Source organism: Dactylosporangium sp. NPDC000555 (assembly GCF_040300025.1).
In the GTDB taxonomy this organism is placed as follows: domain Bacteria; phylum Actinomycetota; class Actinomycetes; order Mycobacteriales; family Micromonosporaceae; genus Dactylosporangium.
This window is the reverse complement of sequence record NZ_JBEPDB010000022.1, coordinates 36,173-61,769: the sequence shown is the minus strand read 5'-3', so window position 1 is coordinate 61,769 and position 25,597 is coordinate 36,173. Positions and strand designations below refer to the sequence as shown.

The 25,597-nt window shown below is 72.4% G+C and carries 28 protein-coding genes; 8 read left to right on the top strand and 20 right to left on the bottom strand.

Annotated features, from left to right (window positions below):
- Window position 1: 1 nt before the first annotated feature.
- From ABT297_RS16385 to ABT297_RS16340, 10 genes are all read right to left on the bottom strand, one after another.
- Window positions 2–1,369, bottom strand: a complete 1,368-nt coding sequence (locus ABT297_RS16385; protein ID WP_350549651.1) for an NAD(P)/FAD-dependent oxidoreductase — start codon at window positions 1,367–1,369, stop codon at window positions 2–4.
- Between the two features lie 144 nt (window positions 1,370–1,513).
- The gene (locus ABT297_RS16380) at window positions 1,514–2,125 is read right to left on the bottom strand and encodes a hypothetical protein (RefSeq protein ID WP_350549648.1); all 612 of its coding nucleotides are present in this window, start codon (window positions 2,123–2,125) and stop codon (window positions 1,514–1,516) included.
- Window positions 2,125–3,453, bottom strand: coding sequence for a DUF58 domain-containing protein (locus tag ABT297_RS16375; RefSeq protein WP_350549646.1), 1,329 nt, complete (start codon window positions 3,451–3,453; stop codon window positions 2,125–2,127). The genes ABT297_RS16380 and ABT297_RS16375 overlap by 1 nt, the downstream gene beginning before the upstream one ends.
- A gap of 5 nt (window positions 3,454–3,458) precedes the next feature.
- Entirely contained in the window at window positions 3,459–4,448 is a 990-nt protein-coding gene (locus ABT297_RS16370; RefSeq protein WP_350549643.1) for an AAA family ATPase, read from the bottom strand.
- Window positions 4,445–5,098 carry a hypothetical protein gene (locus ABT297_RS16365; RefSeq protein WP_350549640.1) on the bottom strand — a complete coding sequence of 218 codons (654 nt, stop codon included), beginning with the start codon at window positions 5,096–5,098 and terminating at the stop codon, window positions 4,445–4,447. Before ABT297_RS16365 ends, ABT297_RS16370 begins: the two co-directional genes overlap by 4 nt.
- Window positions 5,088–5,822: a DUF4129 domain-containing protein gene (locus ABT297_RS16360; protein ID WP_350549638.1), complete on the bottom strand. Its 735-nt coding sequence runs from the start codon at window positions 5,820–5,822 to the stop codon at window positions 5,088–5,090. Before ABT297_RS16360 ends, ABT297_RS16365 begins: the two co-directional genes overlap by 11 nt.
- Before the next feature lie 23 nt (window positions 5,823–5,845).
- Complete coding sequence (locus tag ABT297_RS16355; RefSeq protein ID WP_350549636.1) at window positions 5,846–6,547, bottom strand: uracil-DNA glycosylase; 702 nt, start codon at window positions 6,545–6,547, stop codon at window positions 5,846–5,848.
- Between the two features lie 10 nt (window positions 6,548–6,557).
- Window positions 6,558–7,463: an HAAS signaling domain-containing protein gene (locus tag ABT297_RS16350; RefSeq protein ID WP_350549633.1), complete on the bottom strand. Its 906-nt coding sequence runs from the start codon at window positions 7,461–7,463 to the stop codon at window positions 6,558–6,560.
- Window positions 7,464–7,671: 208 nt separating this feature from the next.
- Window positions 7,672–7,995 carry a PadR family transcriptional regulator gene (locus ABT297_RS16345; protein WP_350549630.1) on the bottom strand — a complete coding sequence of 108 codons (324 nt, stop codon included), beginning with the start codon at window positions 7,993–7,995 and terminating at the stop codon, window positions 7,672–7,674.
- Between the two features lie 103 nt (window positions 7,996–8,098).
- Window positions 8,099–8,743 carry an LppU/SCO3897 family protein gene (locus ABT297_RS16340; protein ID WP_350549627.1) on the bottom strand — a complete coding sequence of 215 codons (645 nt, stop codon included), beginning with the start codon at window positions 8,741–8,743 and terminating at the stop codon, window positions 8,099–8,101.
- 156 nt (window positions 8,744–8,899) lie between these two features.
- Between ABT297_RS16340 and ABT297_RS16335 the strand changes: the two genes are divergently transcribed.
- A complete protein-coding gene (locus ABT297_RS16335) occupies window positions 8,900–9,322 on the top strand; it encodes a hypothetical protein (RefSeq protein ID WP_350549624.1) in 423 nt (140 codons plus the stop codon).
- A gap of 39 nt (window positions 9,323–9,361) precedes the next feature.
- On the opposite strand, the gene ABT297_RS16330 is transcribed toward ABT297_RS16335, so the two are convergent.
- Together ABT297_RS16330 and ABT297_RS16325 are read right to left on the bottom strand one after the other, a co-directional pair.
- Complete coding sequence (locus tag ABT297_RS16330) at window positions 9,362–10,288, bottom strand: Ppx/GppA phosphatase family protein (protein ID WP_350549758.1); 927 nt, start codon at window positions 10,286–10,288, stop codon at window positions 9,362–9,364.
- An 8-nt stretch (window positions 10,289–10,296) separates the two neighbouring features.
- Window positions 10,297–10,800 (bottom strand): amino-acid N-acetyltransferase, encoded by a 504-nt coding sequence (locus ABT297_RS16325; protein WP_350549621.1) that lies wholly within the window; start codon window positions 10,798–10,800, stop codon window positions 10,297–10,299.
- A gap of 24 nt (window positions 10,801–10,824) precedes the next feature.
- Between ABT297_RS16325 and ABT297_RS16320 the strand changes: the two genes are divergently transcribed.
- Entirely contained in the window at window positions 10,825–11,319 is a 495-nt protein-coding gene (locus tag ABT297_RS16320; protein ID WP_350549618.1) for a cellulose binding domain-containing protein, read from the top strand.
- A gap of 44 nt (window positions 11,320–11,363) precedes the next feature.
- Window positions 11,364–12,116, top strand: a complete 753-nt coding sequence (locus tag ABT297_RS16315; protein WP_350549615.1) for a hypothetical protein — start codon at window positions 11,364–11,366, stop codon at window positions 12,114–12,116.
- Window positions 12,117–12,171: 55 nt separating this feature from the next.
- Here ABT297_RS16315 and ABT297_RS16310 read toward each other — a convergent pair whose 3' ends face one another.
- From ABT297_RS16310 to ABT297_RS16295, 4 genes are all read right to left on the bottom strand, one after another.
- Window positions 12,172–12,729, bottom strand: a complete 558-nt coding sequence (locus tag ABT297_RS16310; protein ID WP_350549612.1) for a DUF501 domain-containing protein — start codon at window positions 12,727–12,729, stop codon at window positions 12,172–12,174.
- Entirely contained in the window at window positions 12,726–13,160 is a 435-nt protein-coding gene (locus ABT297_RS16305) for an FtsB family cell division protein (protein ID WP_350549609.1), read from the bottom strand. The genes ABT297_RS16310 and ABT297_RS16305 overlap by 4 nt, the downstream gene beginning before the upstream one ends.
- A gap of 198 nt (window positions 13,161–13,358) precedes the next feature.
- Window positions 13,359–14,636, bottom strand: coding sequence for a phosphopyruvate hydratase (gene eno / locus ABT297_RS16300; protein ID WP_350549606.1), 1,278 nt, complete (start codon window positions 14,634–14,636; stop codon window positions 13,359–13,361).
- Between the two features lie 95 nt (window positions 14,637–14,731).
- Window positions 14,732–16,357: a DUF885 domain-containing protein gene (locus ABT297_RS16295; RefSeq protein WP_350549604.1), complete on the bottom strand. Its 1,626-nt coding sequence runs from the start codon at window positions 16,355–16,357 to the stop codon at window positions 14,732–14,734.
- 240 nt (window positions 16,358–16,597) lie between these two features.
- On the opposite strand from ABT297_RS16295, the gene ABT297_RS16290 reads away from it, so the two are divergent.
- Genes ABT297_RS16290 through ABT297_RS16270 form a run of 5 tightly spaced genes read left to right on the top strand, consistent with a single transcriptional unit; the run spans window position 16,598 to window position 21,102 of the window.
- Window positions 16,598–16,762, top strand: coding sequence for a hypothetical protein (locus ABT297_RS16290; RefSeq protein WP_350549601.1), 165 nt, complete (start codon window positions 16,598–16,600; stop codon window positions 16,760–16,762).
- A 36-nt stretch (window positions 16,763–16,798) separates the two neighbouring features.
- Entirely contained in the window at window positions 16,799–17,800 is a 1,002-nt protein-coding gene (locus ABT297_RS16285) for an MvdC/MvdD family ATP grasp protein (RefSeq protein WP_350549599.1), read from the top strand.
- Window positions 17,797–18,783: a TIGR04500 family putative peptide maturation system protein gene (locus ABT297_RS16280; protein WP_350549596.1), complete on the top strand. Its 987-nt coding sequence runs from the start codon at window positions 17,797–17,799 to the stop codon at window positions 18,781–18,783. Before ABT297_RS16285 ends, ABT297_RS16280 begins: the two co-directional genes overlap by 4 nt.
- Window positions 18,776–18,964: a hypothetical protein gene (locus ABT297_RS16275; RefSeq protein WP_350549593.1), complete on the top strand. Its 189-nt coding sequence runs from the start codon at window positions 18,776–18,778 to the stop codon at window positions 18,962–18,964. Before ABT297_RS16280 ends, ABT297_RS16275 begins: the two co-directional genes overlap by 8 nt.
- Entirely contained in the window at window positions 18,961–21,102 is a 2,142-nt protein-coding gene (locus ABT297_RS16270) for a peptidase domain-containing ABC transporter (protein ID WP_350549590.1), read from the top strand. The genes ABT297_RS16275 and ABT297_RS16270 overlap by 4 nt, the downstream gene beginning before the upstream one ends.
- A gap of 21 nt (window positions 21,103–21,123) precedes the next feature.
- On the opposite strand, the gene ABT297_RS16265 is transcribed toward ABT297_RS16270, so the two are convergent.
- From ABT297_RS16265 to ABT297_RS16250, 4 genes are all read right to left on the bottom strand, one after another.
- Window positions 21,124–22,218, bottom strand: a complete 1,095-nt coding sequence (locus ABT297_RS16265) for a glycoside hydrolase family 26 protein (protein WP_502885577.1) — start codon at window positions 22,216–22,218, stop codon at window positions 21,124–21,126.
- 6 nt (window positions 22,219–22,224) lie between these two features.
- On the bottom strand, window positions 22,225–22,971 hold the full coding sequence (locus ABT297_RS16260) for a class I SAM-dependent methyltransferase (protein WP_350549585.1): 747 nt from the start codon (window positions 22,969–22,971) through the stop codon (window positions 22,225–22,227).
- Window positions 22,972–22,985: 14 nt separating this feature from the next.
- Window positions 22,986–24,461, bottom strand: a complete 1,476-nt coding sequence (locus tag ABT297_RS16255; protein WP_350549582.1) for a lipopolysaccharide biosynthesis protein — start codon at window positions 24,459–24,461, stop codon at window positions 22,986–22,988.
- Window positions 24,462–24,724: 263 nt separating this feature from the next.
- On the bottom strand, window positions 24,725–25,597 hold the full coding sequence (locus tag ABT297_RS16250; RefSeq protein WP_350549580.1) for a sulfotransferase domain-containing protein: 873 nt from the start codon (window positions 25,595–25,597) through the stop codon (window positions 24,725–24,727).

The following is a 25,597-nucleotide window of genomic DNA, read 5'->3' as shown; positions in this document are numbered from 1 at the left end:
CCTAGGCGGCCTTGCGGTCCGAGCCGCCCTGGCGGCCGACCGGCAGCGGGATCGGCACCGCGACCTCGGTGAACGCCTCGCGCGGCTCGTGCAGCGAGCCGAGCGCGACGACCTCGCGGCGCAGCACCAGCTGCAGCGTCCAGTCAACGAGCACCCGGATCTTGCGGTTCAGCGTGGGGATGCGGCTGAGGTGGTACGTGCGGTGCATGAACCACGCCGGCACCCCGCGCACCTTGATGCCATACACCCGGGCGGCGCCCTTGTAGAGCCCGAGCCCGGCCACCGAACCGACGTGCTTGTGCCGGTAGTCGACCGGCTGCCGCCCGCGCACGACCGCCGCGATGTTGTCGGCGAGCCGGGACGCCTGCCGTACGGCGTGCTGCGCGCTCGGCGAGCACAGCGTGCCGGGGTCGTCGGAGGTCAGGTCCGGTACCGCGGCGCAGTCCCCCGCGCTCCACGCGCCCTCGACCACGTTGCCCTCGGCGTCCACGACCTGCAGCGTCGGCTTGCAGATGATCGCGCCACGCGGGTTGCGCGGCAGGTCGGTGTCCTCGAGCATCGGGTGCGGCTTGACGCCGGCGGTCCACACGATGGTGTCGGCCTCGAAGGCCTCGCCGTCGGAGAGCTTGACGAGCCCGTCGACGCACGAATCGAGCCGCGTGCCGAGCCGGATGTCGATGCCGCGGCGGGTCAGCTCGACCGCGGTGTAGGCACCCATCTCCGCGCCGACCTCGGGCAGGATCCGGTTGGCCGCCTCGACGAGGACGAACCGGACCTCCTCCTGCGGGATCTCCGGGTAGTAGCGCAGCGCGCCGCGGACCATGTCCTCCATCTCGGCCAGGGCCTCGACACCCGCGTAGCCGCCGCCGACGAACACGAACGCCAGGGCCCGCCGGCGCGTGGCCGGGTCGGTCGTGGTCGCCGCGACGTCGAGCCGGTCGAGCACGCTGTTGCGCAGGAACACCGCCTCGCCGATGGTCTTGAAGCCGACGGCCTGCTCGCGCAGGCCCGGGATCGGCAGCGTGCGCGAGACCGAGCCGGGCGCCACGACGATGTGGTCGTACGGCACCTCGCGCGCCGGCCCGACGATCGGCTGGACGATCGCCACCTTCCGCGCGTGCTCGATGCTGGTCACCGTGCCGGACAGCACGTGGCAGCGCTTGAGCTCGCGGCGCAGCGGGACGACGCTGTGCCGGGGCGAGATGTTGCCGGCCGCCGACTCGGGCAGGAACGGCTGGTAGGTCATGTGCGGCTGAGGGTCGACCACGGTGACCTCAGCCTCGTGCAGGTTGAGCTTCTTGGACAGGCGCAGAGCGGCGTAGAGCCCGACGTGCCCCGCACCGACGATCAGGATTCGCTTGGCAGCCACGACTCAACGCTAGCGACGCGACGGCCCCGCAGCAGCCCGGGCCACGGACATGTAACCGGCATTACCAGGGCTGTAACGGCCACCACAGCGAACCGACACCGGTCGATCTGACCCGTCACCCGACCGTCACCCACGCGTAACGCATCAGGCCCGGCGGGCGATCAGGTACACCAGCCAGGCGACCGCGAGCATGCCCACGAGCGATGCGACGAGGAACACAGGACCGATCGTCAGCTTGACCACGACCATGAGCGCCACGCTCACGATCGCGCTGACCGCGACGATGCCCCCGGCGCGCACAAGCCACCCGGCCAGCACGCCCGGGGAGAGCACGGCGTCGTACGGCAGGACCGCGGCCAGGGCGGCGAGGGAGTGCATGAGATACAGCGCGGCCGACAGCGCGACGAGCCGGACCACGGAGATCCGCTCGCCGTAGGCGATGGTGCCGATCAACGAGGCCGGACCGTCCGTCGAGGACGTCGCACTGGTCGAGATGAACCAGCCGAAGGCGCACGCGAAGATCGCCAGGCCGACCATGCGGGTGCGCGGGAACACGGCCGGCAGCAGCGCGACGACCCCGGCCACCGCGATCGAGACGAGGTTCCGCGTCACCGCGCCCGGGAACCCGAGCACCATGCTCAGCGTGGCGAACACGGCGACGCCGAGGCGGACCAGCAGCGGCCCGGCCGCGGCGCGCCCGGCCATGTCCCGTGCGCGGCCGACCCGGCCGGTGAGGTACTCCTGGAGCTCGCCCATTACGTCGTCACCGTCCGCCCGATCGCCACGCGGGCCACGCCCCGCAGCACCTCGTCGAGGCTCCCCGCGCCGCCCCAGGCCACGACCGGGACGCCGTGCTCGCGCAGCTGGCCGATGATCGCCTCGCGCTCCAGCCGCCACATGCGCTGCGCCACCTCGCCCCACTTGCCCGTCGCGCGCATCCGCAGTACCGGATCGGCGAGGGTGTCGACGGCGACGACGAACCTTCCGGCGCGGGCCAGGTTGGCCAGCATCGCCGCCGACCGCACGTCCAGCAGCGGCGTGAGCACCATCACCAGCGCGTTGGCCTGGACCATGTGCGGCCCGAACGACGACGGCGGCGGCTCGTCGTCGTGCCCGCCCGCGGCGACGTCGAGCAGGAACTCCAGCGCCGTCATGTAGTGCCGCCGGCCGCTCGCGGCGCGCAGGTGGCGCACGGTGCCGCCGTACTGCAGCAGCGCCACCCGGTCGCCCCGGTGCAGGTAGTGCTCGGCGATGCCGGCCGCGGCGCGCACAGTGATGTCGAGCACCGAGGCCTTCCCGTCGATGCCGTCGGAGCGCCCGGCCTCGTGCAGCGCGTCGAGCAGCACCACGACCTCGGCGTCACGATCGGACAGCGTGCTCACCACATGGATCTCGCGGGTGCGCAGCGACACCCGCCAGTCGATGCGGCGCAGCCGGTCGCCGGGGCCGAAGCGGCGCACGCCCGCGAGCTCGCCGCCCTCGCCGGTGCGCCGGGAGCGGTGACCGCCGACGTGACCGGCCGCGCGGGGCATCACCTCGGCGGCGTCGAAGTGCTCGGTCGCCGGGTAGGCCTTGAGCGGCAGCGGCGGTGTCGTCACTGCGCGGCTGACGAGCAGCCCGTCGGCGGCGACGGCGTGCGCGGTCATCGGGCCCAGCGGGTGGCGGCCCCAGCGCAGCACGCGGCCCTCGAGCTCGACGCCGGCGATGGTGCCGCCCTCGACGTTGACCGCGTAGGGGCGGTCGCTGTGCACCAGGCGGACCCATCGTGGTACCACCGCCCGGACCACGACCAGGTCGAAGCCGGACGGGTTGGGGTTGCCCAGATTGATCGTCACGCCGAGGTCGTTGCCCTCGACCAGGAACGGCTCGGCCGCGGTCACCTCCATCGTCGGCACCCGCTGCGGCCGGCGCACCAGTGAGACCGCGGTCCCGATGGCGAACGGCGCGGCGAGCACGACGAGGTCGAAGCGGCCCGTGAGCACGGCGGCGAAGACGAGCACGCCGGCGACCAGCACGGCCCGGCCCAGCGCCCGGGTCGGCTCGAACGCCCGGGCGTGGGACCGGGGTGCGCCGCGCTCAGCCATAGGGCTCAGCCACGCCTTCCGCCGTAGGTCGGCAGCGCGCCGCTCGCCGGCGCGGGCGTCTCGGCGAGCACCTCACCGACGACCGAGCGCGGGTCGATGCGCTTGAGCCACATCTCCGGGCGCAGCGAGATGCGGTGCGCCAGGGCTGGGACGGCGACCGCCTTGACGTCCTCCGGCACCACGTAGTCGCGGCCGCTGAGCACGGCGGAGGCCCGGGAGAGCAGCAACAGCGCGAGCGACCCGCGGGGCGAGGCGCCGACCAGCACGTGCGGGTGGACACGGGTGGCGGCGGTGAGCGAGACGATGTACCGCCCGATCGAGTCCTCGACCATGACGTCCTCGAGCGCGTTCTGCATGGCCACCAGCGTCTCGGAGTCGACGACGGCCTCGAGGTTGGCCTCCTCCTGCCGGCGAGCCATCCGCCGGCGCAGCACGTCCCACTCCTCGTCGGCCTCCGGGTAGCCGAACGACACGCGCAGCAGGAAGCGGTCCAGCTGGGCCTCGGGCAGCGGATACGTGCCCTCGTACTCGATCGGGTTGGCGGTGGCGAGCACGTGGAACGGCGAGTCGAGCCGGTAGGTGGCGCCCTCGACCGACACCTGGCGCTCCTGCATCGCCTCCAGCAGCGCCGACTGCGTCTTCGGCGGCGTGCGGTTGATCTCGTCGGCGAGCAGCAGGTTGGTGAAGACCGGGCCGGCCCGGAACGTGAACTCGTGGTTGCGCTGGTCGTAGAGGAACGACCCGGTCACGTCGGCGGGCAGCAGGTCGGGGGTGAACTGCAGGCGGCGGAAGCTGATGCCGAGCGCCTGGGCGAACGAGCGCGCGGTCAGCGTCTTGCCCAGGCCCGGCAGGTCTTCCAGCAGCACGTGGCCGCCGGCCAGGATCCCGGCCAGGACCAGCTCGAGCGAGTCGCGCTTGCCGACGACCACCGTGCCGACCTGGTCCAGGACCACCTTGGCGATCCGGCCCACCTCGGCCGGTGCGAGCGTCTTCATAGCGCCTCCACCTTCGCGACGATCGATGCTATGTCCCGCGGGCTGGGCACGCGGGACGGCGTGTAGTGCAGTAGCTGCCAGAGCTCCTCGCCGACGAGTCGGCGGGCCTGTTCGGGGGCGCCGGCCAGGGTGATGCCGTGGCGCTGGCGCAGCCTGGCATCGACGAGGTCGGCGAAGCGGGGTACGACGACGGCCGCGAACCGGCCCGGGTCGCGCTCGCCCCACACGAACCGGTCGTCCCACCTGGACACGGCGAGCCGGATGCCGTCGCCGGACGGGATCGCGTCGCGCAGCTCGCGGCGGGCCGGGCGGTCCCCCCGTTCCGGCGGCTCGCGGACGGGCTCCAGGCCGACGCCGGTCACCGCGGCGGGCAGCTCGTCGGCGTGCACCTGCGCCAGCACCTGGCGCATCACCTGGATGGCCACGATGGACAAAAGCACCAGGGGGTACGACACCACGTAACCGGTCATCCAGAGCACGAACCAGCCGACGGTGGTCAGCGCGACGGCGACGAAGAGCCGGCGCACCCACCAGCGCGTGTCGAACGGCCGCGACGGGCGGCGTGCCGGGCGCGGGTCGCGGCGCTGGGCCGCTCGGCCGCCCTCGAACAGCTCCTCGAGGCCGACCACCCGCTCCTGCTCACGAGCCATCGGGCACGCCCTCGGGCACGGCCCGGCCGATGCCGGACAGCTCGGCGCGGATCTGCCGCAGGGCGTCGATCGCGTCCTGGCGCGAGCGCTCGCCGACCGGGTGGGTGGCGTAGCGGGCCTCGCGGTACACCTCGGCGAACCCCTCCAGCGTCGGGCGGCTCACCTGGTGGGCGGCCAGCAGCCGGGTCACCAGCTCGGTCGGGCTGTCGCCGGCCAGGCGCGGGGTGCCGGCCGCGGCGGCGGCGCGCTCCAGCCGCACCCAGCACGCGATCACGGCCCGCCGCGGGTCGGCGTCGGTGTCGGAGAGGTCGACCAGGCCGGCCTCGACCGCGGCCATGACCTCCTCGCCGGCGTCGGCGCCCGCCATCGGCTTGGGCTGCTCCGGCTCGACGAACAGCCGCGACGGCCGCTTCGGGGCGCGGTGGCGCAGCAGAAACCACACCAGGCTGCCGACGAGGACCGCGACCAGCACCACGCACAGGGCCATGGCCACGTACGTCAGCCAGGCCGGCAGCTCGCCCGTCCCGGGCGCGCGGGTGCTCGGCGGGCCCGCGTCAAAGTCGATCTGCGTGGTCCGCACCACCGGTGAGGGCGGGGCCGTGTTCGGCGGCGGGACCGGCACTTTTGTGACCTCGGGAGAGGACATCGACGCCGCGAGGGCCGCGACGGCGAGCACGGCTACGACGCCCAGGACCGGCAACCAGCGGTTGAAGGTGCGGTCCATGATGTCGAGGGCATCCCGTCGCTCTATGTGAGCCCGGCGAGCTGCTTCGCCCGGGCGAAAATCTCGTCCAGCATTCCTGGCGTGAGCCTGCCGGTAAAGGTGTTCTGCTGGCTTACGTGGTAACAACCGAGCAACGCGGGAGCGCCGTCGGTCCGCCACAGGGCGCCGTGACCGAACGGAACCTTCCGCGCTGGTGCTACACCGTAGACGGCGCGGAGCGCGGGCCAGAAGGCGGCCCACGCGAACGCGCCCAGGGCGACGACGACCCGCAGGTCCGGGGCGATCTCGCGCAGCTCGCGGTGCAGGAACGGCGCGCTGGTGTCGCGCTCGCGCGGGGTGGGCTTGTTGTCCGGCGGCGCGCAGCGCACGGCCGCGAAGATTCTCGTCGCGGTCAGCGTCAGCCCGTCGTCACGCGACGTGCTGGTGGGCTGGCTGGCCAGGCCGGCGCGGTGCAGGGCGGCGAACAGCACGTCGCCGGAGCGGTCGCCGGTGAAGATCCGGCCGGTGCGGTTGCCGCCGTGGGCGGCCGGGGCGAGGCCGAGAATGGCGATGGGCGCCCGGTGCGGGCCGAAGCCGGGCACCGGGCGCCCCCAGTACTCCTCGTCGCGGAACGCCGCCCGCTTGGCCGCCGCCACCTGTTCGCGCCACGCCACCAGGCGCGGGCAGCGGCGGCAGCCGCAGATCTCAGCGTCGAGCCGGTCCAAGGCATCGCGGGCGTCTCCCACCCGCCGAAGGTTAGCCGGACGAGGAAGCCGACGGCGAAGCCGGCAGCGAGTCCGACGGAGAGGCCGACGGAGAGGCCGACGCTGACGCCGACGGCGACGCGGTCGGCTCTGGCCGGGGCCGCACGCACATCGGGTAGGTCGGCGGTTCCGGGGGCGGCTGGTCGTTGGTCGCGCACCGCCACGGGTCGCCGAGGACGATCGGGTTACCGTTCTGGTCGAGGAGTGCGACGCCTTCGATCGGCCGCCCGTTCATGTCGACCGGGTAGACGTCGGTGACGCTGGAATACGGGGAGTACACCGCCGGACTCGGCGAGTAGTCGCGGGAGTCGAAGATCCTGCCGGCGTTGACCATCACGATCAGCAGACCGATCGCCGCGACCGCGATGACCCCGCGGCCGGCCCAGCGCGGCAGGTGCGGGCGGCCGGTGGCGCCGACGCGCACGGAGACCACCACGGCGATCGCGATGAGGACCCAGCCGATCGGACCGTTGAAGCGGTCAGTGGGGATGATGTCGAACGCGAAGATCAGCGTCACGAGGCCGACCCCGCGGGCGATCCACCACGCGGGGCGCAGCAGCCGCAGGAAGTCGGTGGCCCGCCCGTAGCCGATGAGCCGGCCGGCGCGCTGGTCCAGGACCCGCAGCCGGGCCGCGAAGAGCTCCGGGGCCGCACGGCCGAGCCTCGGCCGGGTCGCCGCGTCGAGGCCGGCCGCGGCGCGCAGCTCGGCGGCGTAGGCGGCCGGCGGCCCGAGCCGCTCGACCAGCGACCCGCCCCGCTCCTCCAAGACCTCGGCGAAGTGCGCCGGCAGGTCCTCCATCAGGTCGTCGCGCACGTCCGGCGGCAGGTCGGCGAGCGCGGCCCCGACCCGCTCCAGGTAGTAGTCGATCTCCAGACTGCTGCTGCTCGGCGCGGTCATGCGCCCTCCTCGCTGCGCTCGTCGGTTGCATGACCTGAACACTGAGCCAGCCAGTGACCGGCCCCTCCGCTCCGCTCCGGGCCGATCACGCGCCCCCCCTCGCTGCGCTCGTCGGTTGCATGACCTGAACACTGAGCCAGCCAGTGACCGGCCCCTCCGCTCCGCTGCGGGCCGGTCACGCCGAGACCTCCGCTTCGCCCCGGACCGGTCATGCGCTCTCCCCGATGAGCTGGTCCATCGTCCGCGCGAAGCCGCGCCAGACCTTGCCGGACTGGGCGAGCTGGGCCCGGCCGGCGGCGTTGAGCGCGTAGTACTTGCGATGCGGACCGGACTCGCTCGGCACCACGTAGGTGGTGAGCGCCCCGGCCTGGAACAGCCGGCGGAGAGTGCCATAGACCGACGCGTCACCGACGTCGTCGAGGCCCGCCGAGCGCAGTCGGCGCAGGATGTCGTACCCGTAACCGTCCTCATCCCGCAGCACGGCGAGAACGGCGAGGTCGAGCACCCCCTTCAGCAGTTGGGTGGTGTCCACGGCAAGCAGAGTAGTACGCAATGCACAGTAGTATCAAGAGCGGAACACCCGGGCACGCAAAAGGCGGCCCGCCCAGCGGACCGCCTCGCGAGGTACTACTGGATTACTTCGCGTCTTCCAGGCAGAGAGCGGAGCCGTCCTTGACGTCGGTGCCCTGCCACAGGACGTACTGGGTGTCCGGGTAGGCGGCGCAGACCTTCGTCTCCTTCGCGAGCGCGTCGGCCTTGCTCACACCGCCCGGGATGCCCAAGACCTTGTACTTCGCGGTCGAGTCGTCACACTTGACGATCTTCACGTCGACGCTCTTCGACGCCTCTTCCGTGATGTCGTCGCCGGCGAGGCAGTCGCCGACCTTGGCCATCGCCGGGTTGGTCTTGACGTTGTCGACGAGGTCGTTCCAGGTGTCCTTGGCGAACAGGAAGGTGGCGCCGCAGCACACCAGCACCAGGACCAGGATGACGCCGAGGATGATCAGGATGATCTTGCCGGCGCTGCTCTTCTTCGGAGGCGGCGGCGGGGCGCCGAACGGAGCGCCGGGCGCGCCCGGGGCGGGTGCGCCGTAGGCCGGGGGCTGGCCGTACGGCGAGCCCGACGTCGGCGGGCCGTAGGGCCCACCGGACGACGGCTGGCCATAGGGCGCACCGGACGCCGGCGGACCGTATGCCGGGGGCTGGTCACCGCCCGGCGGCGGGTAACCCCCGCCACCTGGAGGCGGATAGCTGCCGGGCGGCGGGTACTGATCAGACATGCGTTTCCTTCCGGGGGTATGCCGCAGAGATCACCCTAACGGGCAAAAGGGGGTTTGAGCTTGGCAAACCGGCCATTGGCCCGCTGGACCGGCTCACGATAGCGGTAGAGGACCAAGGTGCACAGCATCGAGCGCGCCCGTACTACGGTGAGCGCCGTGACCGATCTCTTGAAACGACTCGCCGCGGCACCCGGTGTGTATCGCGGACGCGGCGACGGACTGGAGTCCGGGCCCTTCGTCGCCCGCATCAAGGTGACCTCCGTGGTGCGCGGCAACGCGATCACGCTGGACTACGAGGCGGTCAGCGACAGCAAGGGACTGCAGCACGTCGAGCACACGATCCTCACCGCGAGCGAGGCCGGTCGGCTGGAACTGCACGTCACGTGCCTGGAGCTCCCCGGCGTGACCCGATTCGTACAGAGCGAGCCGGGGGTGTTCAACGCCTACGAGGGCGCCCTGCTGGCCAAGATCATCATCACGATGCCGAGTGACGGCATCCTTACCTACGGCTGGTGGTGGTCCCGCGACGACGCGAAGCCCCGCGAGCAGTCCCGCGCCGAGGTCCGCCGGACCGGCTGACCCCGCTGAGCAGCGCTGACGTAAACCCGACAGCGACGACTACGCGAGCGACAGGGCGATTCCGTCGAGAATGTCCGACTCGGACGCGATGACCGAATCCGCGCCGGAACGCTCGACGATGATCCGCAGGATCAGCGCCCCCGCGCCGATGACGTCGGCGCGGCCGGGGTGCATGACCGGGCTGGCAAGGCGCTGCTCCGCGGTCTTCGCCAGCAGGTCGGCGGTGACCTTGGCGACGTCGGCGGCGGAGATCCGGGCCCGGTGGATGCGACGGGGGTCGTACTCCGGCAGCCCGAGCGCGAGCGCGGCCACCGTGGTCACCGAGCCGGCCAGGCCCACCAGCGTGCGGGCCCGGGCACCACGCACGGCGGCGAGCGCCCGGTCGACCGCGGCGGTGATGTCGGCCTCGGCCGCCGCCACCTGTTCCGGCGTGGGCGGATCGGCGCGCAGGTGGCGCTCGGTCATGCGCACGCAGCCGATGTCCACGCTGAGCGCCGCGTCGACGTCGTCGGCGGCCCCCACGGCACCCAGCACGAATTCGGTCGAGCCGCCGCCGATGTCCACCACCAGGAACGGCGACTGCGCCGCGAGGCCCCGCACCGCCCCGGCGAAGGAGAGCCGGGCCTCCTCGTCTCCCGTGATCACCTCGGGCTCGAAGCCGAGCGTGTCGAACACCATGGCGCGGAAGTCGGCCGCGTTCTCGGCGTCGCGGGAGGCGCTGGTGGCCACCATGCGGGCCGCGTCGACGCCCGACTTCGCGATGTCCGCCGCGTAGTCGGCGAGGGCGAGCCGGGTCCGCTCGATGGCCGCCGGGGCCAGCCGGCCGGTCTGGTCGACGCCCTCGCCGAGCCGGACGATCCGCATCTGACGGGTCAAGTCCGAGATTTCCGACATTTCGTCGATGTCCGCGATCAGGAGCCGGACAGAGTTGGTGCCGCAGTCGATCGCCGCCACTCGCTTCACGATCGGTAAGCCTACAAATGCAGCAACATCCGGTGGTTGCCGAGGGTGTTGGGCTTGACCCGCTCCAGGTCGAGGAACTCCGCGACACCCTCGTCGTAGGAGCGCAGTAGCTCCTCGTACACCTGATGGGTGACCGGGGTCCCGTCGATCGGCACGAAGCCGAACGAGCCGAAGAAGCGCGTCTCGAACGTCAGCACGAAGACCCGGCGCACGCCGATCTCCCGGGCCGCGTCCAGCAGTTCGGCGACGATCCGGTGCCCGATCTTGTGTCCGCGCAGCATCGGGTCGATGGCCACCGTGCGAACCTCGGCCAGGTCCTCCCACATCACGTGCAGGGCGCCGCAGCCGACGATCGTGCGGTCGCTCTGCCGCTCAGCCACCCAGAACTCCTGGACGGCCTCGTAGAGCGCGACGGTGGGCTTGGACAGCAGCCGCCGGTCCGCGACGTACATCGCGACGAGCCGCCGGATCCCCCGCACGTCGGCGGTTCGCGCCCGCCGAACGGTTACCTCCATGGCCGTAAGGGTAGTGGCGCGCGGATGTGGCATCTGACACGCGACCGGGTGCTGATGGTCACCGCTGCGGTGATGACGGTGCTGGCCTGCACGATGACGGTCCTGTACGTGACCAAGGGCGACGATAACCCGCGACCGGCGAGGGTGGTGGGCACCGCCGGGCCGAGCGCGGCGGCGAAGAACACCCCGAGCGCCCGTGGCACGGCCGCCCCCGGGACGGTCAAGGCCGCGTACTCGGTGCGCAGCCAGTGGAAGGACGGCTTCAACGCCGAGGTGACGCTCACCAACCTGAGCAGCCAGCCGCTGACGGGCTGGACGGTCCAGCTCGGGCTGCCCCAGAGCGTCGACGTGACCTCGACCTGGGGCGCCAAGGCGGAGGTGCAGCCGGGCCGGCTCGTGATGCACTCGCAGGCGTACAACACCTATCTCGAGGCCGGCGGGGCCATCCGGATGGGCTTCGAGGCCAAGGGCGCGGCCGCGCAGCCGACGAGTTGCTCGGTGAACGGGTCGCCCTGCTGACACATGGTTGCCAGGACGGCCCGGCGGCCCCCACATTGTGCGACATGAACCGAACCGCATCCCGGCTGCTCGCCACGGCAACCGCAATCGTGCTCGGCGCCGGCGCGCTGGGCTGCGGCGTGCTCGGCAAGGTCAAGCAGGCCGTCGACAACGTCAACGCGATCTCCAAGCTCTCCGACCGGCTCGGCAAGTCCGGTGAGCTGACGTTCACCGCCGACTACAAGAACATCGACGGCTCCAAGGACGACGGGAAGACCACCACCGTTGTGCAGCAGCCGCCGAAGGCCGCCTACCTGGGCACCGCGGGACGGTTCATCCTCACCGACGACACGCTGTACAACTGCTCGGGCAAGCCCGGCGCCAAGCTCGTATGCCACAAGAGCCCGGTGCAGACCGGACAGCTGTCGAAGTCCGACCAGTCCGCGTACCTCTCGGCGGTCGCCGGCGGCGGCTTCGTCAACGCCGAGATGGCGGTGGCGCTCATGATCGCCGCCGCCGTCGTGCCGGGCGTCAAGATCGCCGAGAACACCGAGACGATCGCGGGTCTCAAGAGCGACTGTCTCGATGTGACGGGCATCCCTCGCGACGCCGACCCCAACGCGGTCACGGCGAAGGAGTTCCACGTCTGCGTCTCGGAGAGCGGCCTGCTCACCCGGTTCAAGGGGGTCGGCACGGACGACAAGCCGCTCGGCGTGGAGCTGACCAAGTACAGCGACAAGGTCGACGCGCAGGCGTTCGCACCGCCGAAGGGCGCCCAGATCATCGAGGGCACCGCTCCGCCCGCACCGAACAAATGACGCCACCGCCCGGAGCTCGTGGACACCACGGGCTCCCGGTGGTCAGCTCATGCGCTCAGTCGTCACCAGCGTCGAGTGAGGCCGCCCCGTCGATCGAGACGCACGGCCCCGCCTTCCACCACTCGCCCGCGAGCTCACGGGTCTCGTCCCCGAAGGGGTTGACGCCCGGACCGACCGCGAGGGCGTGGCCGAGGTGCACGTGCAGGCACTTCACCCGGGTCGGCATGCCGCCCGCGGACACCCCGGCGATCTCCTCGACGTGCCCGACCTGCTCCCGGCGGCGCAGGTAGTCCACGTGCGCGCGCTGGTACTGCGCGGCCAGCTCCGGGTCCGCGGCCAGCCGGGCGCCCATCTCGCGCATCAGCCCGGAGGACTCCAGCCGGCTGCACTCGTGCACCGCCCGGGGACAGGTGAGGTAGAACAGCGTCGGAAAGGGCGTGCCGTCGGGCAGCCGCGGCGTGGTCTCCACGACGTCGGGCAGCCCGCACGGGCAGCGGTGGGCGACCGCGCGGGTGCCCCGGGGCGTGCGGCCGAGCTGCGCCGCGACCACCGCGAGATCCTCCTCGGTGGCCCTCACGGGCTCCCCGGCATCCACTCTGTCGAACTCCGTCACTGCTTGCCCGCCGCCTCGACGCTCGACCACAGCTTGCCGTACCAGGGCCGGGGCGGCTTCGGCGCCCCCGGCAGATCGGTGGGATCGGCCTCCCGGCTGTTGGCCGGATCGACCACCAACCACGGCTTCTCGCCAGGCAGCACCATGTGCAGCCGCTGGCGGGCCTGGGAGATCACGTATTCGGGATCGTCCCACTTCTTCGCCCGCGCCTCCATCTCGGCGACCTTGGCGGCCTGCCGGTGCTGGCTCTCCTCCAGCGCCTGGATCTCGGCCTGCTGGGCCAGATACACCCGGACCGGATAGGCGTAGGCGAGCAGCAACACCAGCAGGACGATGCTGAGCAGCACCGCCCGGCTGGTGAACCGGCGCGGCTGCGGCGCGCGGGTGCGCATCGCCGCGCCGCCGGTCGTGGCAGCCCGCCGGGCCACCATCGGGCGGGAGGGCGCGCGACTCGCACCGGCGTGCGGGCCGCCACGCTGGCCTCTGGACGCCGAGCCGCGGGACCCCGCGCCGCGTCCACCCGGCCCACCCGGCCCGCTCGGCCTGGTGCGCTGCTGCATGCCCTCCCCCAAGGTCCGCGCGACCCGCGGCCCGCGCATCACGCGCGGGCCGCGGGCCATCAAGAACGGTTAACGGTACCGCGGGAAGGCCCCGCGCCCGGCGTAGCGCGCCGCGTCGTCGAGCTCGTCCTCGATACGCAGCAGCTGGTTGTACTTCGCGACCCGCTCGGAGCGGGCCGGCGCGCCGGTCTTGATCTGGCCGCTGCCCACGGCGACGGCGAGGTCGGCGATCGTGGTGTCCTCGGTCTCGCCCGAGCGGTGGCTCATCATCGTGCGGAACCCGGCGCGGTGGGCCAGGTCGACGGCGTCGAGCGTCTCGGTGAGCGAGCCGATCTGGTTCACCTTCACCAGCACCGCGTTGGCGGTCTGGGTGGCGATGCCCCGGGCGATGCGCTGCGGGTTGGTGACGAACAGGTCGTCGCCGACGATCTGGATGCGGCCGCCGAGCGCGTCGGTCATCGCCTTCCAGCCGTCCCAGTCCTCCTCGGACAGCGGGTCCTCGATGGAGACGATCGGGTAGGCGTCCACGAGCTGCGTGTAGTAGGCGATCATCTCCTCGGACGACTTGCTGCCGCCCTCGAAGCCGTAGGCGCCGTCCTTGTGGAACTCGGTGGCGGCCACGTCGAGCGCGAGCACGATGTCGCTGCCCAGCGAGTAGCCGGCCTTCTCCACGGCCTCCGCGATCAGATCGAGCGCGGCGGCGTTGGTCGGCAGGCTCGGGGCGAAGCCGCCCTCGTCGCCCAGGCCGGTGGCCAGGCCCTTCTTCTTCAGCACCGACTTGAGCGTGTGGTACACCTCGGCGCCGGTGCGCAGCGCCTCACGGAACGACGGGGCGCCGATCGGCGCGATCATGAACTCCTGGATGTCCACGTTGGAGTCCGCGTGCGCGCCGCCGTTGAGGATGTTCATCATCGGCACCGGCAGGACGTGCGCGTTGGGGCCGCCGAGGTACTTGAACAGGCTCAGGCCGGATGAGTCGGCGGCGGCCTTGGCCACCGCGAGCGAGACACCGAGGATCGCGTTGGCGCCGAGCTCCGACTTCTCCGGGGTGCCGTCGAGGTCGAGCATGGCCTGGTCGACGAGGCGCTGCTCGGTGGCGTCGAAGCCGCGGACGGCCTCGGCGATGCGCTCGTTGACGTTGTCGACGGCCTTCTCCACGCCCTTGCCGAGGTAGCGCTTGCTGTCGCCGTCGCGCAGCTCGTTGGCCTCGAAGGCGCCGGTGGAGGCGCCCGAGGGCACCGCCGCCCGGGCCAGGGTGCCGTCGTCGAGAACGACCTCGACCTCGACCGTCGGGTTGCCCCGCGAGTCGAGGATCTCCCGCGCGCCGATTGCTTCGATAGTGGCCACTGTCGTGTCACTCCCTGCAGAAAAAAGTTTGGTCGGCCGCCACGGTGCGGCACCTCTGAGCCTATCGTCCGGGCGGATCTTGCATGCGCTTCGGGTTAAAGCTCCAGCAGCGTGCGCAGGTGGCGGGGCGGGGGCGAGCCGTGCGCCAGCATCCGGTCGTGCCAGTCGCGGAGCGTGACGTTCGCCGGACGTTCATCCGCGATCTGCCGAACCTCGGTGTAGCCCACGAAGTACGTCGAGAGCTGCGTCGAGCTCAGCAGCACGCGCCGCCACTTGCCGGCCGCCTCACCCTCCTCCTGGAAGCCGCGCTCCATCATGAGCGCCATCGCCTCGTCCTCGGTCATCCCGTCGCAGTGCACGCGCTGGTCGATGATCGCGTTGATGCTCATCCGCAGCTGCATCTTGAGCTGCTGGAGGCGCACCGGAAGGCCGCCGAAGCCGCGGCCGGCCATGAGCTCCTCGGCGTAGACCGCCCAACCCTCCACGAAGGGCCCCGACCAGCCGATCGCCCGCGCCCGCGTGCGACCCCGGAACCGGCGCGCGTGCGCCAACTGCAGGAAGTGCCCCGGCGTCGCCTCGTGCACGGTCAGGTCGCGCAGCATGTGGCTGTTGTACTCACGATAGAACGACGCCACCCGCTCCGCCGACCAGTCCGCCGGGGTCGGCGAGATGCAGAAGAACGTCGGCAGCTCGGCCGGCTCGAGCAGGCCCGGCGGGTCGCAGTACGCCACCGCCACCCCCCGCGCGAACTCCGGCATCTCCATGATCACCAGTGGGTCGTCGACCAGCGTGACCAGATCGTGGTCCCGCACGAACGCGGTCGCCTCGTCCAGCGACACCTTCGCCAGCTCGACGATCGTGTCGTTGTCCGGCACGTCCGCGGCCGCGCGGGCCAGCGCCTCCCGCACCGTCCGCGTCGACTCCGCCCCACCGGTCAGCTCCGCCGCCACGGCCCGCAGCTCGCCGCTCACCCGCTCGAGGTTGGCCTCGGCGCGCTCGAGCACCGTTCGCGCGCTGAGCTCGGTGTCCAGCGTGTGCCACAGCCGCGCCTCCCACAGCCGCCGGCCCAGCCGCGGGTCGCGCTCGGCCGATTCCCCGGCAGGCTCCAGCCGCCCGCGCAGCCACTGCGCGAAGGCGTCGAGCTCGGCCGCGGCCCGCTCCTGCGCCGGCGCGACCACCTCGGCCAGGCCAGGCGCCTCCTTGAACAGCTCGCCGAACTCCTCGCGCACCAGCCGAGCGGTCCCGGCGAACTGCCCGATCGCGGTCTCCACGTGCACCCGTGGCGCGTCGCCCAGCACCGCCCGCGCCGTCGCTAGCGAGTCCGGAATCGCCGACAGCCGCGCGGCGATCGACACGAGCCGCTCCTCCGCCGGCGCGAACGGCCGCGAGATGAGCCCGTGCAGCAGGCTGCCGGGGTTGTGCACGAGCGGGTTCCACTCGTGCTCGCGGATCTCCGACCGCTCGAACAGCATCCGCTCGACCCGGGCGAGCAGCACCGCGTGGTCGACCTGGTCCTGCACGCCGAGCTCGTCGACGTCGACCTGGCTCAGCGCCGCGGAGGCGTCGCGCAGCATCTCGATGTCGGCGGACACCCCGTCGGCGGAGTAGTCGGGGAGCCGGTCGTCGAAGCGGTGATCGCCCGCGCTGGCGGCGAGCCCGGGCGCACACTCGAGCAGCGCGTCGGCGATGTGCTCGGCCAGTGGCACGAAATCCTGGGACATGCCTTGACGTTATCGTCTGCCCGGCCGGCGGGCGGCCCGCCTCCGACTCTCCGCGGCATCCCGGTGACCGCCGCACGCCGCGGCGCTTATGCCACAACCGCGACGTGATACCCCGGGTTGCCGTCCAGTTGGCGACACAGTACTGCAAGACGGTCGCAAGTGGGTCTTAAGTCACCGCGGCTCCAATGGTGATCACCGAACCGCACGGTCCGGTGTCACCGAGAAGAAGGAGCTGTTCCGATGTTGAAGAAGGCCACGACGCGCATCAGGCTCGACCAGTTGGCCAAGACCGGCTTGGAGCTGCGCGAGGACGAGCTGCGGCAGATCAGCGGCGGGGCGAAGAGCCAGGTCTGCACGAAGGGCAGCGGCGGCTGGTCGTGTTCCGGCGACGGCATGAGCGACTGACCGGGCAACGGACGAAGCACTGAACGATAAATCGCCATGACCGCACAGATCCTCGTCCTCACCGCCGCCGACGACGTCACCGCCGAGCGGGTCGCGGCGCTGCTCACCTCCCGAGGAGCTGAGGTGCTCCGGCTCGATCCGGGAGCCGTGCCGGCGGATGCGCAGGTGGAGATGACCGCCGGTGGCACCGGCCGCGTTCGCCGGTGGCTGCGTCTCGACGGCCGGGGCGTCGATCTGGAAGGTCTGACGTGTGTGTGGCACCGGCGCCCGACCGCGCCGGTGCCACCGCACACCGTCGGCGACCCGGAGGTGCGGGCCCACCTGGCCGGCGAGGTGAAGACCTACCTCGACGGCGTGTGGCGTTCGCTGGCCTGCCGCCAGGTGCCCGCCACCCGTGACGTGATCGATCGCGCCGACCGCAAGTCGTACCACCTCGCGGTCGCGGTCGAGCTGGGGTTCGCGGTACCGCCGACGCTGATCACCGCCGACCCCGACCGGCTGCTGGACTTCTACGACACGCACGACGGGAAGATCATCACCAAGCCGCTGCACCGCTCGCCGCGCGGTACCGCCGAGGCGCCCATGGGCCGCTACACCGAGCCGGTGAGCAACCGCGACCTCGGATACGTCGCCGCGCTGCGGTTGGCGCCGATGATCGTCCAGGCGTACGTGCCGAAGGACGTCGAGCTGCGCGTGACCGTTGTCGGCGACGCCGTCTTCGCCGTCGAGATCCACTCCCAGGCCACCCGCCACACGCGGTACGACTGGCGCCGCTACGACCACCAGAACACCCCGCTGCACGTTCACCGGCTGCCCGGCGACGTGGCGGAGCGCTGCCGCGCGCTGGTGCGCCGGCTCGGCCTCAGCTACGGCGCCATCGACCTGATCCTGACCCCGGAGGGCCGCTACGTGTTCCTGGAGATCAACCCCAACGGGCAGTACGACTGGCTGGAGCTGGCGACCGGGCTGCCCATCACCGCCGCGGTCGCCGACCTGCTGCTCACCGGCGAGGTGCGTCCGGTGGAGGTGCCGGCATGACGCTGCTGGCGGAGGCGGTCGGGCTGCTGAGCGCGGCGACCGCCGAGAAGGTCGAGCCGGCCGAGGCCCGCACCCGCGTCGAAGCGCTGCGCGACCGGCACCCCGGCGCGGCGCTGCGCCTGCTGTGGCAGCGCGAAGAGTACGACGGGTCGCTGCACTACGACCTGCTCGTCCGGGAACCTGCCACCGACGCGGGCGTGGTGTCGCTGTCGTGGTGCCCGGACGACGCCCTGCCGTGGCCGCTGCGCGGCGTGCAGCGCGGCGGCGAGATGCTGCTGGTGCGGGTCAACGGCGTCGAGCTGGAGGTGGCCGACGCGATCGGCTTCCTCGACGTGCTGTGGCGGGAAGCGCCGCTGCGCGACCGGCTCGTCGACACGTGCCTGGTGCGCGAGGTGCTGGACGCCGGCGGCGAGGAGCTCGACGACGCGGCGCTGCAGGACGCCGCCGACGCGTTCCGGCGGGCCCGCGGCCTGCTCACCGCCGAGGCGACCCGCGAGTGGATGCGCCGCGAACGCCTCAGCGACCGGCAGTTCGAGGACCTGGTGGTCCACCAGGCGCAGGTGGCACGGCTGCGGGAGCGGGTCACGGCCGGCCGCGTCGACGCCGAGCTCACCGCCGACTCGCACCGCTACGACCAGCTGCGGCTGGTGCGGGTCGAGCACCCGGACGCCGCCGCGGCGGCACGGCTGGCCCGGCTGACGGAGGCTCCCGACCTGCTTGCCGCCGCGGCCGCCGACTTCGCCGCCGGCAGCGGCCCGGCGCCGGCCCTGGTGACCGTGACGCGCGCGGACCTCGGACCCGAGCTGGCCGAGGCGGTCGCCGGCAACGGGCCGGTCCCGCTCGGCGACCGGTTCCTCGTCGCATCGGTACTGGGCGTGCGGCCCGCCACCAGGGAGGCAGTGTCACGCCGGCTGTTCGCCGACTGGCTGGCCGAACGCCGGGCCGAAGCGAGGATCGAGTGGAACTGGGGCCCCCGTGGATGACCTGAGCATCACCCGCAACGGCGTCTTCCTGGCGGCCGCGGTGCGTCAACACGCGGACGCCGGCCGGGTCGAGGAGGAGCACCTGCGCGTGCTGCCCGGCCGGCTCTTCGCGGCGCTATGGCTGGCGGGACTGCTCCTGCTGGCCGGCCTGGCCCCGCTGGTGCTCGCGGTGACGCGATGAGCCGGCGTCTGCGGGAGCTGCGGCAGGTCAAGGCGGCCGACTGCGGCGCCGCCTGCCTGGCCATGGTGCTCACCTACCACGGCCGGCGCACCGCGGTGCGGCAGGTGGTGTCCGACCTCGGGGTGTCACGCGACGGGCTGAGCGCCCTGGCCCTGGTCGAAGCGGCCACCGGCTACGGGCTGCACGCACGGGCGTTCTCCCTGCGGCCCGAGGAGCTGGCCGCGGTACCGACACCCGCGATGTTGTACTGGAACTTCAACCACTATGTGCTGCTGGAGCGCTGGGGCCGCCGGTGGGTCCACCTGCTGGACCCGGTCTCCGGCCGGCGCCGGCTCAGCCGCGAGGAGTTCGACGCCAGCTTCACCGGCGTCGTCATCGGCTTCGAACCGGGCCCGGACTTCCGGCCCGGCGACGGCGAACCGGACACGTCGCCCTGGCGGCGGCAGCTCCTCACCGCCGCGCTGCGCCGCTACCGCTGGGTGCTGGCCCAGGTGCTGCTCGCCTCGCTGCTGCTGCAGCTGCTAGGCCTCGCGGTGCCGGCCCTGTCCGCGCTGCTGGTGGACCGGCTGCTGCCCACCGGCTCCACCGACCTGCTGGCGCCGCTCGCACTCGCCGTCGCGGTCGCCGTCGCGGCCCAGGCCGTGCTCGGTTTCCTGCGCACCGGGCTGTTGCTGGCGCTGCGCTCACGCGCCGACAACGACGTCACCGGCGGGGTGGTGCGGCACCTGTTCGCCCTGCCGTACCGCTTCTTCGCCGAGCGGGGCACGGGCGACCTGGTGATGCGCACCCAGAGCGTCGCGGCGCTGCGGGACATCCTCTCCGGCCACGTGCTGTCGACGCTGCTCGACGCGCCACTGGCGCTGGGCTACCTCGGCCTGGTGCTGTGGCGGGACCCGGTGTTCGGCGGCTGCCTTGCCGCGCTCGCCTGCGCCCAGCTGGCGGCGCTGCTGGCGACCCGGCGCCGGGTCGGCGAACTCGCCGAGCGGGAGCTGCACGCCTCGGGCAAGGCGCAGGCCCAGCTCATCGAGGCGCTCGGCGGCATCGAGACGCTCAAGGCGGCCAGCGCCGAGCAACGCGCCGTGCAGCGCTGGTCGTACCTGTTCGCGAGGCAGCTCAACGCCGGCACCCGGCACGGCCTGGTGCGTGGCGGTCTGGAGACCGCGCTCGGGGCGCTGCAGTACCTGGCGCCCGCGCTGCTGCTGCTCATCGGCGCGCAGCGGGTCCTGCACGGCGAGCTGAGCCTCGGCACCATGCTGGCGCTCGGCGCGCTCGCCACCGCCGCGCTCGCGCCACTGTCGTCCATTGTGGACAACCTGCAGCAGTTGCAGCAGACCGGCGCACACCTCGCCCGCCTCGACGACATCCTGGTCGAGGAGCCGGAGGCGGGTGGCCGGGAGGTGCCGGCCCTCGACGGCCGGGTGGCGGTGCGCGACCTCGGTTTCCGGTTCGACCCGCGGGCGCCCTGGGTGCTGCGCGGGGTGACGTTCACGATCGAGCCGGGGCAAAAGGTGGCGTTCGTCGGCCGGTCCGGCTCGGGCAAGAGCACCCTCGCCCGGCTGCTGCTGGGGCTGTACCAGCCGACCGAGGGGCAGGTGTTCCACGGCGGGCACGACGCGGCGACGCTCGACGTGCGCGCGCTGCGCCGCCAGTTCGGTGTGGTGATCCAGGACCCGACCCTGTTCACCGGCAGCGTGCGGGAGAACATCAGCCTGACCGACCCGGGCGCGCCGCTGCCCCGGGTGGCCGCCGCCGCGATGACCGCCGGCATCCATGAGGAGATCGCGGCGATGCCGATGGGGTACGACACGCTGCTGGTCGACGGCGGCGGCCTGTCCGGCGGCCAGCGTCAGCGGATCGCCCTGGCTCGGGCGCTGCTGCCCGGGCCGCGCCTGCTGCTCCTGGACGAGGCGACCAGCAACCTCGACCCGGCCACCGAGGCGTACATCGAGCAGGAGCTCGCCACGCTGCCACAGACCCGCATCGTCATCGCGCACCGGCTGAGCACGGTCCGCGACGCGGACGTCATCTACGTCCTCGACGGCGGGCGCATCGTGGAGCAGGGCAGCCACGACGAGCTGCTCGCCCGGGGCGGGCACTACGCGGACCTCGCCACCCTCCAGGCGACCGGGCGGGCCTGAGCGAGGATCGCGCGTCTGCGGCTACCGCTGTGCTGAGGTCGTCATCGGCCGGTAGTAGGCGTCCTGCGCGAGCGACGAGCGGAACGCGGCGAGCACGTCCGGGTCGTCGGAGACCATGAACTGGTTCGTAGGGCCCTTGTTGTTGAGCGGGTCGGACTCGAAGTACAGCACCGCGCGGATCTGCGGGTTGGCCTTGAACGTCGCCGAGGCGTCGCGCAGCCACGCGGCCCGCTGCGCGGTGCCCCAGCTGCGGGCGATGCCGAACTCGCCGATCATCACCGGCTTGTTCGGGCGCCCGGCGCAGAACTCGAGGAACGGCCGCATGAGCGCGCCGATGGTGGCGTACTTCGTGCCGGCGTACACGTCGACGCACGTCCAGTCGACCGCGTCGTCGCCGGGGTAGAAGTCGGCCGCGTAGCCGCCTTGGAAGCCCTCGGCGGTCGGGCACCACACCCAGGACGCGTTCGTCGCACCCTCCTGCGTGAAGATGTCGCGCACATGCCGCCACGCCGCGACGTAGTCCGGCCCGGACCACATCTGGGCGCGGAGGTTGGGGCGGTCCATCTCCCAGCGGTACCGCATCAGCACCGGATGGCCGAAGGCCTTGAGCTCGCGGGCGCGCTCCCGGATCAGCTCGTCGTGGCGGCCCATCGTGACCATCCGCGTGTCGCCGCCGGCCCACGACAGCATCAGGGTGCTGCCGCGGACCGTGAACTGGCGGTCGGAGTCGTTGAAGAACTTCTCGTCGAAGCGGCGATACGTGTTGACGATCGCCATCTTGCGGCCCAGCGACTGCTCCCACGCCGTCATCGCGGTCACCCGGCCCGACTCGGTCAGGCGCTCTGGCCGCACCCATGCGCCAAGGTATGAGCCGTGCCCGGGCGGCCCGACCGGCCCCGCCCGGAACGGGCCCTGCGAGGTCGCGATGGCGGGCGGCGTCCCGGTGTCCACCGTGGACGACGGGCCCGCCGCCGGCGGCTCCGGTCTTCTGCCGCGATCCAGCACCGCCAACGTCACCGCCGCGGCTGCCGCGACGGTCACGACCACCACGCCGATCGTCAGCACGATCCGCTTCATGCGTTCGCTCCGCGGTGTTTGCTCGAGGTTCTCCGGCAACGGGACTTACTTGGGAATGCGTCTTGCCACATAGAGAACGTCCGTGGCGATCCCGGAGAGACGGCGCGAACGGGTGGCGAGGTCGTCGGCCCGCCGGGCCATCGGCCGCAGCCAATCCCGCCGGTACGCCCCGGCCGGGAACACGGCGAAGCCGCGCCGGTCGATCACCTCGAAGCCGTGCCGCGCCAGCAGCTGCTCGACCTCCGAGTGCTGCAGCTCGGCGAACCACGCGTTGCCGCGATGGCGCCGGTGCCGCAGATGGCGCAGCGACGAGCGGTTGCCGTGGTTCTCCACGACGAGCAGCCCCGAGTCCGACTCCGGCAGGATCCGGGCCGCGAACGCGATCGCCCGGTCGCGCACCTCCTTCGGGGCGTTGAGCAGCAGCCGGAACACCGTCACCAGCGCCGGCCCCTCCACCGTGGCCGGCTCCGGCACCGCCCCGTCCTCCGGCACTGTGTGCAGCTTCGCGTAGACGCCCGCCTCCCGGGCCTTCGTGAGCATCTGCTCCGAGGTGTCGTACCCGTGCGCGGCCCGAACCACGCCGTGCAGCAGCTTGATCGCCCGCCCGGTCCCGCAGGCGAAGTCGTGCTGGATCGGGCGCCGCGCGGTGAACTCCCGCCGCACCAGCCGGCGCAGGAACGCCCGCTGCCGCACGCTCACCGCCGTGGCATAGGTCTCCGGCGCGTACACGACGCGCTCGTACTTGTCGACCGCCGCCTCCGACTGGAAGACCTCCGCGTAGTCCGTTCTCATCGTCCCCCCATGAATCAGGTTCTTCCTTGCATCAGGACTGTTCTGAACCGCACCGCCGCGCAGCAGTACGCGACGGCACCCGCCCCGGTGGCGGCGAGTCTCACGGCCAGCCCGGGGTGCAGCGCCCACAGCAGAAGCTGGGGCGCGGCGAAGAACCCGGCCGCCATGGCACAGGCGAGCAGCGTCGCCCGGCCGAAGGGGTGCAGCCCCAGCCCGTGCACGACCTGCACGAGCGGGACGAGGTTGTTCACGAGCACCGCGGCCGCCAGGCCGGCGGCCGCGCCGAGCGCGCCGCTTCGAGGGATGAGCACCGCGTCGACGCCGAGCATCACGAGCAGGGCCAGCCCGACGTTGGCCAGGTTCCACCAGGTGCGCCCGGCCATCGCCAGCACGACGTCGACCATGCCGCAGGCGGTCGCCACCAGCATCGCGGCGGCCAGCACACGCACCACGCCGACGCCGTTCTCGTAGTGCTCGCCGAAGAGGCGGAGGTACTGCGGGGCGTAGGTGAACACGAGCAGGTACATCGGCCAGCAGAAGAGCACCACCCACGCGGTGGCCTGCCGGTAGAGCAGGTTGGCGCCGGCCGCGTCGCGCACGGCGAGCCGCTCGGCCAGGCGCGGCTGGGCCGACTGCGACACGCCCTGGTTGACGAACTGGCCGAGGATCACGAACCGGCCGGCGACCGCGTACATGGCCGCCGGGGCCAGGCCGGCCAGCGCGGCGACCATGAGGACGTCGATGCGCTGCAGGGCCATCTGGGCCAGGCTCGCGACCGCGCGCGGTGCGGTGAAGCCCCAGAACCGCCGCGGCGTGAAGTCGGTCACCGCTGATTTCTCGGGCTTCGTCAGGCTGTACAGCTTCGCGAGCGCATAGCCCGCGAGCAGCGCGGTCGGCACGTAGGGCACGGCCCAGAGGGCGGCGAAGACCTGCTCGCCCCAGCCGGCCACCCACACCAGCGCCAGCAGCGCGAGCTGCGCGGCCGGGCGCATGACGCGGTCGAGCAGCACCGTCGGGCGCATCGCGCGCAGCCCGCGGGTCGTGGACAGCAGCACGTCGGTGAACGCGGCCGCCGGCAGGAACAGCGCGAGCGCCCGGATCAGGTCGGGCCGGCCGGGCAGCACGCCGGCGGCGAACCACAGCCCGGCCGCGACGAACACGGCGGCGAACGCCACCGGGATCATCGCGACCCGCAGGCACTCGGCGAACCGGGACAGGTCGCCGACCGCGCGCATCCGGGCGGGCCAGTACACCAGCGACGTCTGCACCCCGAGCTTGCCCACGGTGACGCCGAGGCCGAAGGTGGCCGTGGCGGCGAAGAACGCGCCCGCCGCGTGCGGGTCCAGCGCCCGCGCGGCGAGCCACGTGACGCCGACCCCGGCCAGGCCGGTGCACGCCGCGCCGGCCAGGTTCGCGATGCCGCCGCGGACCGCGCCGCGCAGCATCCCGCCGGGCGACTCGATCGCGGGCCGCTCCAGCGTTTCGGTCACGCGCCCTCCTCGCTTCGCTCGTCGGTCACGTGACCTAAAGGCTGAGCCAACCGATGCCCGGCCCCTCCGCTTCGCTCCGGACCGGTCACACGCCCTCCTCGCTTCGCTCGTCGGTTGCGTGACCTAAAGGCTGAGCCAACCGATGCCCGGCCCCTCCGCTTCGCTCCGGACCGGTCACACGCCCTCCCCGCTTCGCTCCTCGGTTGCGTGACCTAAAGGCTGAGCCAACCGATGCCCGGCCCCTCCGCTTCGCTCCGGACCGGTCACTGGGACATCCACGAGGGCCGGAAGCCCAGCCAGTCCGCGAGCCGCTCGTCGTAGGGCGCGTAGTGCTCCGCGAGCCGCGACGCGATCGAGTCGTCGAGACGGTTGCGCGGCCGGGCGTTGTGCCGCTCGAAGGCCGGGTAGGAGTTCACGTGCGGCAGGCCGAGGAAGTCCACGACGGCGTCGTAGACGGGCTCGGGCCGGGTGAAGAACTCGGTGCTGTCCACCACGTACACGCGGTCGCGGCCGAGCAGGCGGGCCATCGGCTCGATGTACTCGATGTACTCGCCGCGCGCCCGGTAGGCGTGGTGCTGGTGGGAGAAGCTGTACGCGAACGGGTCGGCGAGCAGCCGCTCCCGCTGCCCCGCCAGCCGGGCCTCCTCCAGCTCCAGCGCGCGGCCGAAGTCGACCTCGGGCTCGAAGCCGCGGGCCACCTCGTGGGCGTGCTGGGAGTACGCCCGCTCGACCGGGTCGCGAACCAGCACCACAAGGCGTACCCCGGGCAGGTCGGCGGCGATGCGGGCCAACGCGTGCGGGTGGTACATGTAGTACGGGCTGGACTCGAAGGTCTGCGCGGGCACGCCGAACTCGGTGCGCACCCGCTCGGCCCGCCGCTGCAGCGGGAAGTGGCCGCGATACCAGCGCAGCCCCCGGTGGTAGCCGACGTCGAAGTAGTGCACGCCCTTGTGCAGCACGGCCTTGATGACGGCCGGGTGCGCGGCCAGGGCGCGATAGAGCGATGTCGTGCCGCAGCGCTGGCCGCCGCAGATGAGGAACGACGGCAGCATCCGCCGCCTCGCGGTGAGGTGGCCGTAGTTGCGGGATCCGAAGTGGACGATGCGCTTCATCGTCTCGGGTACCGGCAGGGGCAT